This window comes from Nocardioides caricicola (assembly GCF_039541135.1).
Taxonomy (GTDB): domain Bacteria; phylum Actinomycetota; class Actinomycetes; order Propionibacteriales; family Nocardioidaceae; genus Nocardioides; species Nocardioides caricicola.
The window spans coordinates 406,970-420,985 of sequence record NZ_BAABFQ010000006.1; the positions used below are offsets into that span (position 1 = coordinate 406,970).

12 protein-coding genes are annotated in these 14,016 nt (G+C 71.6%); 4 read left to right on the forward strand and 8 right to left on the reverse strand.

What is annotated here, in order from left to right; genetic code table 11:
• Window positions 1–21: 21 nt before the first annotated feature.
• The gene (locus ABD875_RS13295) at window positions 22–1,293 is read right to left on the reverse strand and encodes a choice-of-anchor P family protein (protein WP_345177542.1); all 1,272 of its coding nucleotides are present in this window, start codon (window positions 1,291–1,293) and stop codon (window positions 22–24) included.
• A 179-nt stretch (window positions 1,294–1,472) separates the two neighbouring features.
• Between ABD875_RS13295 and hutH the strand changes: the two genes are divergently transcribed.
• The 4 genes from hutH to ABD875_RS13315 all read left to right on the forward strand — a co-directional run bounded on the left by hutH (window position 1,473) and on the right by ABD875_RS13315 (window position 7,564).
• On the forward strand, window positions 1,473–3,020 hold the full coding sequence (gene hutH, locus ABD875_RS13300) for a histidine ammonia-lyase (RefSeq protein WP_345177545.1): 1,548 nt from the start codon (window positions 1,473–1,475) through the stop codon (window positions 3,018–3,020).
• A gap of 83 nt (window positions 3,021–3,103) precedes the next feature.
• Window positions 3,104–4,690, forward strand: coding sequence for a methyl-accepting chemotaxis protein (locus tag ABD875_RS13305; RefSeq protein WP_345177548.1), 1,587 nt, complete (start codon window positions 3,104–3,106; stop codon window positions 4,688–4,690).
• 85 nt (window positions 4,691–4,775) lie between these two features.
• Window positions 4,776–6,446, forward strand: coding sequence for a urocanate hydratase (gene hutU / locus ABD875_RS13310; RefSeq protein ID WP_345177552.1), 1,671 nt, complete (start codon window positions 4,776–4,778; stop codon window positions 6,444–6,446).
• 113 nt (window positions 6,447–6,559) lie between these two features.
• The gene (locus ABD875_RS13315) at window positions 6,560–7,564 is read left to right on the forward strand and encodes a M48 family metallopeptidase (RefSeq protein WP_345177555.1); all 1,005 of its coding nucleotides are present in this window, start codon (window positions 6,560–6,562) and stop codon (window positions 7,562–7,564) included.
• Between the two features lie 10 nt (window positions 7,565–7,574).
• On the opposite strand, the gene ABD875_RS13320 is transcribed toward ABD875_RS13315, so the two are convergent.
• The 7 genes from ABD875_RS13320 to ABD875_RS13350 form a co-directional block, all read right to left on the reverse strand.
• Window positions 7,575–7,718: a hypothetical protein gene (locus ABD875_RS13320; protein WP_345177560.1), complete on the reverse strand. Its 144-nt coding sequence runs from the start codon at window positions 7,716–7,718 to the stop codon at window positions 7,575–7,577.
• A 71-nt stretch (window positions 7,719–7,789) separates the two neighbouring features.
• Window positions 7,790–8,656 carry an HpcH/HpaI aldolase/citrate lyase family protein gene (locus ABD875_RS13325; protein ID WP_345177563.1) on the reverse strand — a complete coding sequence of 289 codons (867 nt, stop codon included), beginning with the start codon at window positions 8,654–8,656 and terminating at the stop codon, window positions 7,790–7,792.
• Window positions 8,653–9,741 (reverse strand): HpcH/HpaI aldolase/citrate lyase family protein, encoded by a 1,089-nt coding sequence (locus ABD875_RS13330; protein ID WP_345177564.1) that lies wholly within the window; start codon window positions 9,739–9,741, stop codon window positions 8,653–8,655. Before ABD875_RS13330 ends, ABD875_RS13325 begins: the two co-directional genes overlap by 4 nt.
• A gap of 88 nt (window positions 9,742–9,829) precedes the next feature.
• Window positions 9,830–10,675: a 3-hydroxybutyryl-CoA dehydrogenase gene (locus ABD875_RS13335; protein ID WP_345177567.1), complete on the reverse strand. Its 846-nt coding sequence runs from the start codon at window positions 10,673–10,675 to the stop codon at window positions 9,830–9,832.
• 15 nt (window positions 10,676–10,690) lie between these two features.
• Window positions 10,691–11,215, reverse strand: coding sequence for a DnaJ family domain-containing protein (locus tag ABD875_RS13340; RefSeq protein ID WP_345177569.1), 525 nt, complete (start codon window positions 11,213–11,215; stop codon window positions 10,691–10,693).
• A 15-nt stretch (window positions 11,216–11,230) separates the two neighbouring features.
• Window positions 11,231–12,673 (reverse strand): MFS transporter, encoded by a 1,443-nt coding sequence (locus tag ABD875_RS13345; RefSeq protein WP_345177572.1) that lies wholly within the window; start codon window positions 12,671–12,673, stop codon window positions 11,231–11,233.
• Window positions 12,670–13,995: a M20/M25/M40 family metallo-hydrolase gene (locus ABD875_RS13350; protein ID WP_345177576.1), complete on the reverse strand. Its 1,326-nt coding sequence runs from the start codon at window positions 13,993–13,995 to the stop codon at window positions 12,670–12,672. Before ABD875_RS13350 ends, ABD875_RS13345 begins: the two co-directional genes overlap by 4 nt.
• Window positions 13,996–14,016 lie beyond the last annotated feature (21 nt).

Consider the following 14,016-nt stretch of genomic DNA (forward strand, 5'->3'; position numbering starts at 1 on the left):
TGTGGCGGTGTGAGATACCCGTCAGCGACGGATGCCGGCGCGGGCGATGCCGAGGTCGATGACCGCGCCCGTGCCGTCGAGGAGGGTGATCCGCAGGGCGACCACGGAGATGCCGAACCGCGTCCGCTCGATGACCCGCGGCTCGATCTTCGCGAGGCCGGGGATCTCGAGCGGGCCGGTGTCGGGGAACTCCTGCGGCTCGCCGTCGGCGGTGATGGAGCCGATCGTGGTGCCCTTCGCGTTCGCGGTGACCTTGCCGTCGGCGGTGCGGGTGACGTTGGCCTGGCCGGCGACCGCGTTGATCACGAGCGCGCCGTCGCCGAGGTTCACCGTGGCGACCTCGCCGCGCTCCATGGCGATGCTCTTGTTGGCGAGCTGGGTGCCCCGTTGCGAGCTGTTCAGGCCCTGGACGACCACCTGGCCGCCGAGGTCCACCCCGGCGAGCTCCTTGGTCTGCAGCTTGCCGTCGGTGCCCTGGCAGGGCATCAGCGAGTGCGGGTTCGGGCCGCTGGTGATGCTGCCGTCAGCGGCGCTGGCGCGGGTCGCGGCGGACGAGCCGCGGAAGATGCCGTTCTTGACGCCGTCGTAGACCCGCGCGTTGGAGTGCGCGACCAGCACGGTGGTGTCGGTCGGGATGACCTTGATGCGCAGGGCGTCCGCGACGGCGATGCCGGCGTGGTCGTTGGTGACCTCCCGCGAGAAGCCCAGCGAGATCACGGCGAGGCCGGGGATCTCGATCGGCTGGCCCGGCGTCGGGATCTCGAACTCCTGCGGCTCACCGACCGGCGGGACGAAGCGCAGGCCGCCGACGTTCGTGGTGGTCTCCGCGTGGAAGCCCTGAGCGTCCTTCCAGGCGTGCGACAGCGAGCTCACGGCGGTGAGCTCGAGGGTGCCGAGGCCGCTCTGGGCCAGGACGACGTTCGCGGTGGTGTTGCGCGAGTACGTGTGCGTGGCGCGGGCGGTCGCCTCGGTCCACACGCGGGTCTTGATCCCGGAGACCGTGCCGAGGCCCGGCAGCTCGACCTCGGCCTCGTGGTTCTCCTTCTCGATGCCGGGGCGGACGCCGCAGCCGATGACCATGTAGGCGGTCGCGTTCGAGCCGGCGGGGACCTGGCCGCCGATGACGCGGGTGCCGAACCCCGAGGCCTTGTGTGCGACGCGGTCCGTGCGGCTCGCGCCGGCACGGTCGGCGCCCTCCTGCGCCTGCGCCGTCCCGGGCGCGAAGCCCAGGAGTCCGATGGTGACTGCGGAGGCGCTGGCGGCGGCCAGCGCTCGAGTGAGTGCGCTTCTCATGACGTATGTGCTCCCTGGTGTTGCTTCCCACGCTGTGTGGCGGTCGTTCCCGGATCGAACAGGGGGTAAACGACGCCGAACGAGCGCGGGTTACGTGGTGTGGCGTGTGTCTCGGATGTCAGACGGTGCGTGGGCCTCGGCACTGGCCGCTGTCGCGGGCTCCCGAGAGGATGGCGAGCATGACTGACGTAGTGGTGGTGGGCACCGGCCCCGTGTCGTTCGACGAGCTCGTGGCGGTCGCCCGCGGCGGTGCCCCGGTGGTCCTCGGCGACGACGCGCTGGCCGCGATCGCCCGGGCCCGGGCGGTCGTCGAGGACCTGGCCGCGGCCGCGACTCCGTCGTACGGCATCTCGACGGGGTTCGGGGCGCTGGCCACCCGGCACATCCCGACCGAGATGCGCGCCCAGCTGCAGCGTTCCCTGGTCCGCTCCCACGCCGCCGGCTCCGGCCCGGAGGTCGAGCGGGAGGTGGTGCGCGCGCTGATGCTGCTGCGCCTGTCGACGCTCGCGACCGGGCACACGGGGATCCGCGTCGAGACCGCCCAGCTCCTCGCCGGGCTGCTCGCCCACGGGATCACGCCGGTGGTGCGGGAGTACGGCTCGCTCGGCTGCTCCGGCGACCTGGCACCGCTGTCGCACTGCGCGCTCGCCCTGATGGGGGAGGGCGAGGTGCGCGATGCCGCCGGCACCGTGATGCCCGCCGCCGAGGCGCTCGCCGCCGCCGGGCTCGCGCCGGTCGAGCTCGGCGCCAAGGAGGGTCTCGCGCTGATCAACGGCACCGACGGCATGCTCGGCATGCTCGTGCTGGCGATCACCGACCTGCGGATGCTGCTGCGCACCGCCGACGTCGCCGCCGCGATGTCGGTCGAGGGCCAGCTCGGGACCGACCGGGTCTTCGCCCCCGAGCTCCAGGCGATCCGGCCGCACCCCGGCCAGGCGCTCTCGGCCGCCAACCTCACCGCGCTGCTCGCCGACTCCGCAGTCGTCGCGTCGCACCGGGGCCCCGACTGCAACCGCGTGCAGGACGCGTACTCGCTGCGCTGCTCGCCGCAGGTGCACGGCGCGGCCCGCGACACCGTGGAGTACGCCGCCGCGGTGGCCGGGCGTGAGCTCGCCTCGGCCGTCGACAACCCCGTCGTCCTGCCCGACGAGGGTCGGGTCGAGTCGAACGGGAACTTCCACGGCGCCCCGGTGGCCTACGTGCTCGACTTCCTCGCGATCGTCGCGGCGGACGTGGCGTCCATCTCGGAGCGCCGTACCGACCGCTTCCTCGACAAGGCCCGCAGCCACGGGCTGCCGCCGTTCCTCGCGGACGACCCGGGCGTCGACAGCGGGCACATGATCGCGCAGTACACCCAGGCGGCGATCGTCTCCGAGCTCAAGCGCCTGGCGGTCCCGGCGTCGGTCGACTCGATCCCGTCGAGCGCGATGCAGGAGGACCATGTGTCGATGGGGTGGTCGGCTGCGCGCAAGCTGCGCCGGGCCGTCGACGGGCTCACCCGGGTCGTCGCGATCGAGGTGCTCACCGCCGCGCGGGCCCTGGACCTGCGCGCCCCGCTCGAGCCGTCCCCGGCCACGGGCGCGGTCGTCGCGCTGCTGCGCTCGTCCGGCATCCAGGGCCCCGGGCCGGACCGGCACCTGTCGCCCGAGATCGAGGCTGCGGTCGCGCTGGTCGCGTCGGGAGCGGTGCTGGCCTCGTCCGAAGGGGTGATCGGCCCCTTGGGCTGAGCATCCCTCTCAGGTTCAGCCCTTCCCCGCCGAACTGACTGTTCGCGCGGACCGAGGGTCGGTCCGGTGTGGAGGTAATTCCTGTGTCCCGACCGGCACTCTCTTCGTTCTCCCTGCGTTCCCGGCTGCTCTCGGCGTTCCTGCTCGTCTCGCTGTTCGGCGTCGTCGTCGCCGGCTTCGCGCTGACGCGGATGAACGCCATCAGCGACCGCGCCGAGGCCGTCTACGACCAGGGCACCGTCCAGCTCGACGGCACGCGCAACCTGCAGGTGCTGTGGTGGGAGTACGAGACCCACGACGCCCGCCTGGCGATCGAGGGCCTTCCGCCCGAGACGCTCGCCGCCGAGTCCGAGGCGCAGGCCGCCACCCTCGAGAAGCTCAACGCCAGCATCGAGCAGGTCAAGGGCATGGACCTCCCCACCGAGGTGGCGACCAACGTCGACGCCTTCGCCAAGGCCATCCAGAGCACCATCGACGCCGTGGAGCAGCTGAAGACCGGTGAGCTCACCGAAGCCGAGTTCGCCGGCGTGCTCCAGGAGATGAGCGCCCTCGCCGTCGACGCCCAGAAGGCCATCGACGCCGCGAACGCGGGTTCGCAGGCGGCGGCCGAGGGCCAGGCGCAGTCCGCCCGGGACGCGTTCGAGTCCGCTCGCGTCCTCACGATCGCGATCATCGTCATCGGCCTGGCCGCCAGCATCGGCCTCGGCTTCGCCTGCGCCCGCAGCGTGTCCCGGCCGATCGCCGCGACCCGCGACGTCCTCGCGAAGGTCGCCGACGGCGACCTCACGGTCCGCGTCGACGAGACCGGCGCCCGCGAGATCAGCGCGATGAACCAGTCGCTCAACGCGACCCTGGAGTCCTTCGGCAGCGTGATGGTGATGGTCCGCGACTCCGCGCAGCGCCTCGCCGGCTCTTCCTCCGACCTGAGCGGCACCGCCGGCGCGATCGCGGTGAACGTCGAGGGCGTCGCCCAGCAGGCCGAGCTCGTCTCCGCCTCGGCCGCCGACGTCTCGTCGAACGTCGGCACCGTCGCCGCCGGCTCCGAGCAGATGCAGTCCGCGATCCGCGAGATCGCCCAGAGCGCCAACGCCGCCGCCCAGGTGGCCGGCAACGCCGTCGGCGTCGCGGCGTCGACGACCGAGACGGTCGGCAAGCTCGGCGCCTCCTCGCAGGAGATCGCCTCGGTGGTCAAGGTGATCACCTCGATCGCCGAGCAGACCAACCTGCTGGCGCTGAACGCGACCATCGAGGCCGCGCGTGCCGGTGAGGCCGGCAAGGGCTTCGCGGTCGTGGCCGGTGAGGTCAAGGAGCTCGCGCAGGAGACCGCGCGGGCCACCGAGGACATCGCCCGCCGGGTCGAGATGATCCAGGCCGACACCGACGGTGCGGTCGAGGCGATCGGCCAGATCAGCGCGGTGATCGCCGAGATCAACGACTTCCAGATGACGATCGCCTCGGCGGTGGAGGAGCAGACCGCCACCACCAACGAGATGAACCGCAACGTGCTCGAGGCTGCCAACGGCTCGCAGGGCATCGCGGGCAACGTGTCCGGCATCGCCGACTCGGCCGCCCAGACCCTGGCGGGCGTCACCGACGCCCAGCGCTCGGCGGGCGAGCTCGCCGAGATGGGCGCCCAGCTCGAGGAGGCGGTCGGCCGCTTCCGCGTCTGACGCAGTCCGACCTCGTCTCGCATCCGAGACGGACGGCCCGGCCCCGCTCTGGCGGCGACCGGGCCGTCCGCCGTTCACTGGTGGCATGAACCCTCAGCCCCAGAATCCACGGCTGCCGATCCACGCCGCCCACGGCACCGAGCTGACCGCGAAGTCGTGGCAGACCGAGGCGCCGCTGCGGATGCTGATGAACAACCTCGACCCCGAGAACGCCGAGCGTCCCGAGGACCTCGTCGTGTACGGCGGCACCGGCAAGGCCGCGCGCAGCTGGGAGTCGTACGACGCCCTGGTGCGCACGCTCACCACGCTCGAGGACGACGAGACGATGCTCGTGCAGTCCGGCAAGCCGGTGGGCGTGATGAGGACGCACGCGTGGGCGCCGCGGGTGCTGATCGCGAACTCCAACCTGGTCGGCGACTGGGCCAACTGGGAGGAGTTCCGCCGGCTCGAGGACCTCGGCCTGACCATGTACGGCCAGATGACCGCGGGGTCGTGGATCTACATCGGCACCCAGGGCATCCTGCAGGGCACGTTCGAGACGTTCGCGGCCGTGGCCGACAAGCGGTTCGGGGGCACGCTGGCCGGGACGATCACGGTCACCGCCGGGCTCGGCGGCATGGGTGGTGCCCAGCCGCTCGCCGTCACCATGAACGACGGCGTCGTGATCTGCATCGAGTGCGATCAGTCCCGCATCCAGCGCCGGATCGACCATCGCTACCTGGACGTGCAGGCGTCCTCGCTGGCGGAGGCCGTCGAGATGGCCGTGCAGGCGCGCGACGAGCGCCGGCCGCTGTCGATCGGCGTGCTCGGCAACGCCGCCGCGATGCTGCCCGAGCTGCTGGAGACGGACGCCCCGATCGACATCGTGACCGACCAGACCTCGGCCCACGACCCGCTGTACTACCTGCCGGTCGGGGTGCCGTTCGAGGAGTGGCAGGCCCGCCGTGAGGCGGACCCGGCGGGCTTCACCAAGGAGGCGCAGGCATCGATGGCCGCGCACGTCCGGGCGATGGTCGAGCTCCAGGACAAGGGCGCCGAGGTCTTCGACTACGGCAACTCGATCCGCGACGAGGCCCGCAAGGGCGGCTACGACCGGGCGTTCGAGTTCCCGGGCTTCGTGCCGGCGTACATCCGGCCGCTGTTCTGCGAGGGCAAGGGCCCGTTCCGCTGGGCCGCGCTGTCCGGCGACCCGGCCGACATCGCCGCGACCGACAAGGCGATCCTCGAGCTGTTCCCGGAGAACGAGCGGCTGCGGAAGTGGATCACCATGGCCGGGGAGCGCGTGCACTTCCAGGGCCTGCCCGCGCGGATCTGCTGGCTGGGGTACGGCGAGCGTCACCTGGCGGGGCTGAAGTTCAACGAGATGGTGGCGTCGGGCGAGCTGAAGGCGCCGGTGGTGATCGGCCGCGACCACCTCGACTGCGGGTCGGTCGCGTCGCCGTACCGCGAGACCGAGGGCATGCTCGACGGCTCAGACGCCATCGCCGACTGGGCGCTGCTCAACGCGCTGGTGAACACCGCCTCGGGCGCGACGTGGGTGTCGATCCACCACGGCGGCGGCGTCGGGATGGGTCGGTCGATCCACGCCGGCCAGGTCTGCGTCGCCGACGGCACGCCGCTGGCGGCCGAGAAGATCGAGCGGGTGCTGACCAACGACCCGGGCATGGGCGTGATCCGGCACGTGGACGCCGGCTACGACCGGGCGGCGGAGGTCGCGAACGAGCGTGGCGTGCGGATCCCTGTTCGGGAGGGCTGAGCTGCAGGTTTCCCCGGTGGGCCGGGGAAACCTGACGTTCTGGGCCGAAGCTTCGCCCCAGAACGTCAGGGATTGCCCCACCAGTCCGTCGGGTCCCGTGCCACAGTGAGCGCGTGACGACTGAACCGGTTCGATCTCGCGCCACCCTGACCGGCATCAGCTCCCGTGCGTGGGAGCACCCCGCGGACCGCGGTGCCCTGGTGGCACTGCGCAGGCTCAAGGGCTTCGACACGCTGTTGAAGGCACTGTCGGGGCTGTTCAACGAGCGCGCCGTACGCCTGGTGTTCCTGGGCTCCGCGGTGCGCGTCGACGAGCGGCAGTTCGCACGGCTGAACCGGCTGCTCGGCGAGGTGGGGCGCACGCTCGACGCGCCCGAGATGCCCGAGATGTACGTCGTCACCAACCCGATGCCCGGCGCCCTGACGATCGGCATGAACAAGCCGTTCATCGTGCTGAACTCCGCGCTCGTCGACCTGCTCGACGAGGAGGAGCTGCGTTTCGTCATCGCCCACGAGCTCGGGCACGCGATGAGCGGGCACGCGGTCTACCAGACCATGCTGCAGCGGATGATCATGCTGACCGGCGTGCTCTCGCACGTGCCCGGCGGCGCGCTCGGCGCCCGCGCGATCATGGCCGCGCTGTACGAGTGGTCACGCAAGTCGGAGCTCTCCGCGGACCGCGCCGGCCTGCTCGCCACCCAGGACCCGGCGACGGCGTTCCGCGTGCACATGAAGCTCGCCAGCGGCGGCCACATCGACGACCTCGACCCGACGTCGTTCTTCGCGCAGGGCCAGGAGTACGACGAGGCCGACCTGCGTGACTCTGTGCTGAAGCTGCTGCTGATCGAGAACCGCACGCACCCGTTCCTCGTCGTCCGCGCGACCGAGCTGCGGCGCTGGGTCGACTCCGGCGACTACACGCGGGTGCTCGGCGGCGACTACCCGCGCCGCGAGGACGACGACGCCGCATCGGTCTCCGCCGCCGCGGCCGAGGCGGCCCGCAGCTACGGCGAGACGTTCAAGCAGAGCCAGGACGCCGTGGGCAAGCTGGTCCACGACGTCGCTGGCGTGCTCGGCAGCATGAAGCTCTGGCTGGACGAGCAGCTGCGGCGCGACTGAGCGCGCGCGGCTAGAACACCCGGCGACGCGTCCCGCCGATCGGCACGAGGTTCAGCACCAGCCCGACGATCGCCAGGATCGCGCCGATCGTGGTCAGGATCGGGATGTCGGCGAGCAGGCCGATGAGCAGCAGGATGACTCCGAGAATGATCATTTCTTGCGTTCCTCCCTCAGGTGTCCCCGCACTGCGGTACCCCTGGGGAGTCCTGCCGCAAACCTTCCGGCTCAGCCCTGCAGCGCCCGGATCGCCTCGTCGATCGACAGGGTGCGGCGGGCGGACTCGACGTGGAGGTTCTCCACCATCCGGCCGTTGTAGGTGACGACACCCGAGCCCTGGCCGTCCTCGAAGGCCTGGATCAGCCCGCGGGCGTCCTCGACCGCCTGCTCCGACGGCGCGAACGCGGCGTTCGCCCCCTCGACCTGGCCGGGGTGGATCAGCGTCTTGCCGTCGAAGCCCATCTCGCGGCCCTGCTGGCACTCGGCCAGGAAGCCCTCGGTGTTCTTCACGTCGTTGTAGACGCCGTCCAGGATCGCGATGCCGGCGGCGCGGGCCGCGAGCAGCGCGGTGTGGAGCGACGGCAGGACGGGTGCGCGGCCGGGGACGTGCTCGGCGTACAGCTCCTTGACCAGGTCGTTGGTGCCCATCACGAAGCAGCTCAACCGCTCGGAGGCGCGCGCGATCGCGAGCGCGTCGAGGATCGCCACCGGTGTCTCGATCATGGCCCAGAGCTTCGTGTGCTCGGGAGCGCCGGCCTTCTCGAGCGCGGCGACCAGCTGCTGCACCTCGGCGGCACTGTTGACCTTCGGTACGACGACGGCGTCCGGGCCAGCCGCCGCCGCGGCCGCGAGGTCGGCGTCGTGCCACTCCGTGCCGATCCCGTTGACGCGGATCGTGAGCGTGCGCCGGCCGTACTCCCCGGAGGCGACGGCGGCGGCCGCCGTATCGCGGGCGGCGGGCTTGGCGTCGGGGGCGACGGCGTCCTCGAGGTCGAAGATCACGGCGTCGATCGGCAGGGTCTTGGCCTTCTCCAGCGCCTTGGCGTTGGAGCTGGGCATGTAGAGGACGCTGCGCAGCGGGGTGAACTCGCTCATGCGTCGACCTCGATCGCGTCGTACTGCGCCTTGAGCTCGGGGTCGATCGCGGCCAGCTGCTCGGCGAGCTCGACCATGACCAGGCACTGCTTGAGGGAGGCGTCGTCCTCCATCTTGCCGTCGAGCATCACCGCGCCGGTGCCGTCGCCCATCGCCGCGGCAACCCGGCGGGCGTGCGCGACGTCCTCGACGCTCGGGCTGAAGACGCGGTTGGCGATCGCGATCTGCTTGGGGTGCAGGCTCCAGGTGCCGACGCAGCCGAGCAGGAACGCGTTGCGGAACTGGTCCTCGCACGCGACCTCGTCGGCGATGTCGCCGAAGGGGCCGTAGTACGGGTAGATGCCGTGCATCGCGCACGCGTCGACCATCCGCGCGATCGTGTAGTGCCACAGGTCCTGCTGGTACGTCGTCCGGGCGGCGTTGATGTCGGCGACGCCGAGCTCGTTCTTCGGCGGGTCCTGGCGCACGAGGTAACCGGGGTGGCCGCCGCCCACCCGGGTGGTCTTCATCCGCCGGTCGGCGGCCAGGTCGGCCGGGCCGAGGGAGAGACCCTGCATGCGCGGGCTCGCGGCGCAGATCTCCTCGACGTTCGCGACACCGCGCGCGGTCTCGAGGATCGCGTGGATGAGGATCGGGCGCTCCAGCCCGGCCTTCGCCTCGAGCTGGGCGAGCAGCCGGTCGACGTAGTGGATGTCCTCGGCGCCCTGCACCTTCGGCACCATGATCACGTCGAGCTTGTCACCGATCGCGGGGACCAGCGTGGTCAGGTCGTCGAGGACCCACGGGCTGTCGAGCGAGTTGATCCGCGTCCACAGCTGCGTGGGGCCGAAGTCCGTCTCCTGGGCGATCTTCACCAGGCCCTCGCGCGCGGCCGTCTTGTTGTCGGCCTTGATCGCGTCCTCGAGGTTCCCGAGCAGGACGTCGACCTTGCCGACCATGTCGGGGATCTTCGCCGCCATCTTCGGGTTGCTCGGGTCGAAGAAGTGGATCGCCCGGCTGGGCCGGGCCGGGATCTCCGTCAGAGGAGCCGGCGCCCCCACGGCGAGGGGTCGGAAGAAGTCCTTGGCGCTGCGCGATCCGCTCATGCGGCGGAACGTAGCAGCGGACCGCTACTCGTCGGTATGACGGATCTGACATCGGTCGGTTTCACCGGTGCACCGGTGAAACCGACGCTCAGCCGTACGTGTAGAAACCGCGCCCGGTCTTGCGCCCGAGCAGGCCCGCGTCCACCATCCGCTGCAGCAGCGGGGGAGCGGCGTAGAGCGGCTCCTTGAACTCCTCGTACAGCGACTCGGCGACGGCCTTGGTCGTGTCGAGGCCGATCAGGTCCGCGAGGGCCAGCGGGCCCTGCGGGTGCGCGGCGCCGAGCACGAGGCCGCGGTCGATGTCCTCGGCCGAGGCGAAGCCCGACTCGTACATCCGGATCGCGGAGAGGATGAAGGGGATCAGCAGGGAGTTCACGACGAAGCCGGCGCGGTCCTGGCAGTCGATGGCCTGCTTGCCGAGACCGTCCTGGACCCAGGCGCGCGAGCGCGCGGTGGTGTCGGCCGAGGTGAGCAGCGACGGCACCAGCTCGACGAGCTGCAGCACCGGGACCGGGTTGAAGAAGTGGATGCCGATGACCTGCGTCGGACGCGAGGTGACCACGCCGAGCTTCATGATCGGGATGGAGGAGGTGTTCGACGCCAGGATCGCGTCGGGCGCGGACACGACCGTGTCGAGCCGCTTGAAGAGCTCGACCTTCGCGGTCTCGTCCTCGACGATCGCCTCGACGACGACCTCGCGGTCGGCGAGGGCGTCCAGGTCGGTGACGACCTGGATCCGGGCGAGTACGGCGTCCGCCGAGTCGATCTTGCCCTTGCTCTCGGCGCGCTGCAGCGACTTCTCCAGCCGGCCCAGCGCCGCCTTGGCGGCGTCGTCGCTCGACTCCACGACGACGACGTCCTGCCCGGCTCGCGCGCTGACCTCGGCGATACCGGACCCCATCAGGCCGCCGCCGACCACTCCCACGTTCTTCATGAATTCCCTATCGAGCTAGCGTCTGTTGCGACGATTCCACCAGTGTCGCTTCGGTGCCTTCGCAGCGGGCTCGGTCCGTGGGACGGCGCGGAACGCGGCGTACCGGTCCCGCCAGGCCGCGACGGTCGCCTCGACGTCGCGCGGCATCGTGGTCAGCGGGGGTCCCTCGGGGAGGGCGTAGCGGGCCTGGATCACCCGCTCGTTGAAGTCCTCGAGGTGCTCGCGCACCTCGGTCTCGCTGGTGTAGGTGTCGAGGACGTCGTCGAGCTCGGCCTCCTCCTTGCGCAGCGCCAGGCTGGGCGGCAGGACCACGACCTTCTCGCGCTCGACCATCCGCTTGACCCACCAGTCGGGGTCGTGGGTGTCGCCGAGGTCCTCGATCGGCTTGCCCGCGCCGGGCAGGTTGTCGAACTCCCCGCGCCGCATCGCGCGGGCGATCTGGAGGTCGACCCAGGTCGACTGCTGCGCCATCCGGGCCGCGGCCGCCGCCTTGGCTGCGGCCTCGCGGCTCAGCTCCTGTTCCTCCGGCGTGTCGGGCACGTCTCGAGAATACGTCTACCTCAGGACTGGAACAGGTTCCTCGGCCACGTGCCGCGGCAGCATCAGCAGCGCCGCGGCCGCCAGCAGCGCCGCGACCGCGCAGACGGCCCACACGGTGAGGTAGCCCGACAGCGCGGCGTGGCCCTCCTCTGGAACGTCGAGGGAGCCGGTCGAGGACAGCGCGATCGCGAAGACCGCGGAGGCGATCGCGCCGCCGACGGTCTTGGTCCCGTTGGTCATGCCGGTCGCGAACCCCGTCCGCTCCGGCGGGGCGGCCGCGGCCGCGGTGGCCGGCAGCGCGGCGACCAGGGCGCCCGAGCCGAGGCCGGCGACGGCCATGTTGAGCAGCGCCTGCCAGGTGTGGTCGTGGAGCACCAGCCACATGCCGTAGCCGAGGGCCACGAGCAGCGCGGACAGCACCAGCGCACCGCGCGGGCCGAACGCGCGCGTGGTGAGCGGCAGCGTGAACGCGCCGATCGCCAGGAAGATCACGTAGACCCCGATCAGCGTCGAGACGAAGCCCGCGTCCGCGCCGAGGCCGTAGCCCGCCACGTCGGGGTCGGTGCGCGCGAACGTCGACAGCGGGATCTGCGCGCCGAGCACGGACATGCCGAACAGGAACGCCGTGAGCTGCACCGGCCACTGGCCGGGCGCGCTCAGCAGCCGGATGTCGACGATCGGGTCGTCCTGCGCCAGCTCGTACCTCGTGAACGGCAGCAGGGTCGCCAGGCCGAGCACGACCAGCGCCCAGGCCGGCACGCTGCCCGGGCCGTCGAGACGGATCACGACGAGCCCGGCCATGACCAGCGTCAGCGCCGCGGTCAGCAGGCCGAGCCCGACCAGGTCGAAGCCGCCCTCCGACGTGCCGGGCGCGTCCTCGATGCCGACCCAGATCACGAAGAACACGACCGTGACGACGATCGCCGGGAGCGCGAGCAGGAACGTCATCGACGTCGCCTCGACCAGGGCGCCCGACGTGAGCGCGCCGACGATCACGGCCAGCTCGAGCGCACCGACCAGGATGCCGGCGGCGCGCCGGGTGAGCAGGTTCTGCCGGCCGGTGCCGGCCGTACGCCGGTAGATGATCGCGACCTCGAGCGGCAGCCAGACGACGTACGCGCCCTGGAGCGCCGCGCCGACGAGGAACGTCGTGAAGCCGGGCGCGAACGCCATGACCCACGAGCCGAGCGCCGTGACGGCGGTCGAGAGCAGCAGCACCTTCTTGTGCCCGACCATGTCGCCGAGCCGGGCGAGCGGCGGGATCACCAGCGCCGAGACGATCAGCTGCGCGGCCTCGAACCAGTTGACGTCCGCGTCGCTGATCCCGAGGTGGTCGGCGATGTCGCTGAAGATCGGGGTGTAGTAGCCCTGCAGCACTCCGCTGGCGAGCTCGACGCAGACCAGGAACCCGACGACGGCGGCGAGGCCGCGCACCCGCGGATCGGACGTGATGGTCATGCCGGGAGCCTCTCGATCAGGCGCTGGTACCAGCGCACGCCGTCGACCAGCGCTTCCACCCCGAGGTGCTCGTCGTACGTGTGGATCGACCCGCGTTGCTCCTTGGTCATCCGGAACGGGGCGAACCGGTAGACCCGGGGGCAGATCGTGGTGAAGTGCCGCGCGTCGGTGGCGGCCATCATGACGTACGGCGCGGGCACGGCGTCCGGGAACACGTCGACGATCGTGGCCTCGATCAGCTCGAACGCGTCGTCCATCGGGGAGACCGGGCTCGGCTCGTTGCCCTCGATCACGCTCACCTGGACCTGGTCGTCGTCGATCGTCCTGCGCACGTGCTCCAGGACGCCCGCGACGGTGTCGCCGACGGTGATCCGGATGTTCACGCCGGCCTTGGCGGTGCTCGCGATGACGTTCAGCGCGGGCGAGCCGGAGAGGGTGGTCATCGCGAACGTCGTGCGCGCGGTCGCGGCGGTCTCGGGGCCGAGCGCGACCAGGGCCCGGGTCACCAGCGGCTTGACGCGTCCGGCGTTCTGCAGCAGCGGACGCAGCGGCACCGGCACGTGCGGCGCGAGCCGGCGGAAGAGCTCGAGGGTCGGCTCCGGCACGCTCGCGGGCATCTGGTGCCGGTCGAGACGCGCGAGGGCGCGGGCGATCCGGACGGTCGGCGCGTTCCGGGCGGGCGTCGAGGCGTGCCCGCCGGCGCCGTCGACGCGGAGCTCGATCGACGTCACGCCCTTCTCGGTGACGCCGACGACGCCGATCGGGACGTCGACACCGGGGAACGCCTCGGTCGCGATCGCGCCGCCCTCGTCGATGACGATCCAGGGGCGTACGCCGCGGCGGGTCAGCTCCTCGACCGCCAGCCGGGCGGCCGCGCCGGAGACCTCCTCGTTGCAGCCGAACGACAGCCATACGTCCTGCGCGGGGGTGAAGCCCGCCTCGAGCAGCGTCTCGACCGCCTCGCAGATGGCGACCAGCTCGCCCTTGTCGTCGAGCGTGCCGCGGCCCCAGATCGCCCCGTCGTGGATCTCGGCGCCGAACGGCGGGTGCTTCCAGGACGCGTCTGCGTCGACCGGGACGACGTCGAGGTGCGCCATCAGCACCACCGGGCGCTCGGAGCTGCGACCGGCCCAGTGGAACAGCAGCCCGTGGGTGTCGATGCGCGTGAGCTCGAGCCGGGCGTGCACGAGCGGGAACTGCGCGGCGAGCTCGACGAGGAACGCGTCGAACGCCGCGACGTCCACGTCGTCCCAGTCCCGGTAGGAGACCGTGGGGATGCGGACCAGGGTCTGGAGCTTGCCGACGACGCGATGGGTTGCCACGGCCCGAGGCTAAGGGTCTCG

Bases quoted from the DNA above. Each gene is read 5' to 3' on its own strand.
- ABD875_RS13295 (WP_345177542.1), bottom strand. From the start codon at position 1,293: ATGAGAAGCGCACTCACTCGAGCGCTGGCCGCCGCCAGCGCCTCCGCA.
- hutH (WP_345177545.1), top strand. From the start codon at position 1,473: ATGACTGACGTAGTGGTGGTGGGCACCGGCCCCGTGTCGTTCGACGAG.
- hutU (WP_345177552.1), top strand. From the start codon at position 4,776: ATGAACCCTCAGCCCCAGAATCCACGGCTGCCGATCCACGCCGCCCAC.
- ABD875_RS13320 (WP_345177560.1), bottom strand. From the start codon at position 7,718: ATGATCATTCTCGGAGTCATCCTGCTGCTCATCGGCCTGCTCGCCGAC.
- ABD875_RS13325 (WP_345177563.1), bottom strand. From the start codon at position 8,656: ATGAGCGAGTTCACCCCGCTGCGCAGCGTCCTCTACATGCCCAGCTCC.
- ABD875_RS13330 (WP_345177564.1), bottom strand. From the start codon at position 9,741: ATGAGCGGATCGCGCAGCGCCAAGGACTTCTTCCGACCCCTCGCCGTG.
- ABD875_RS13335 (WP_345177567.1), bottom strand. From the start codon at position 10,675: ATGAAGAACGTGGGAGTGGTCGGCGGCGGCCTGATGGGGTCCGGTATC.
- ABD875_RS13345 (WP_345177572.1), bottom strand. From the start codon at position 12,673: ATGACCATCACGTCCGATCCGCGGGTGCGCGGCCTCGCCGCCGTCGTC.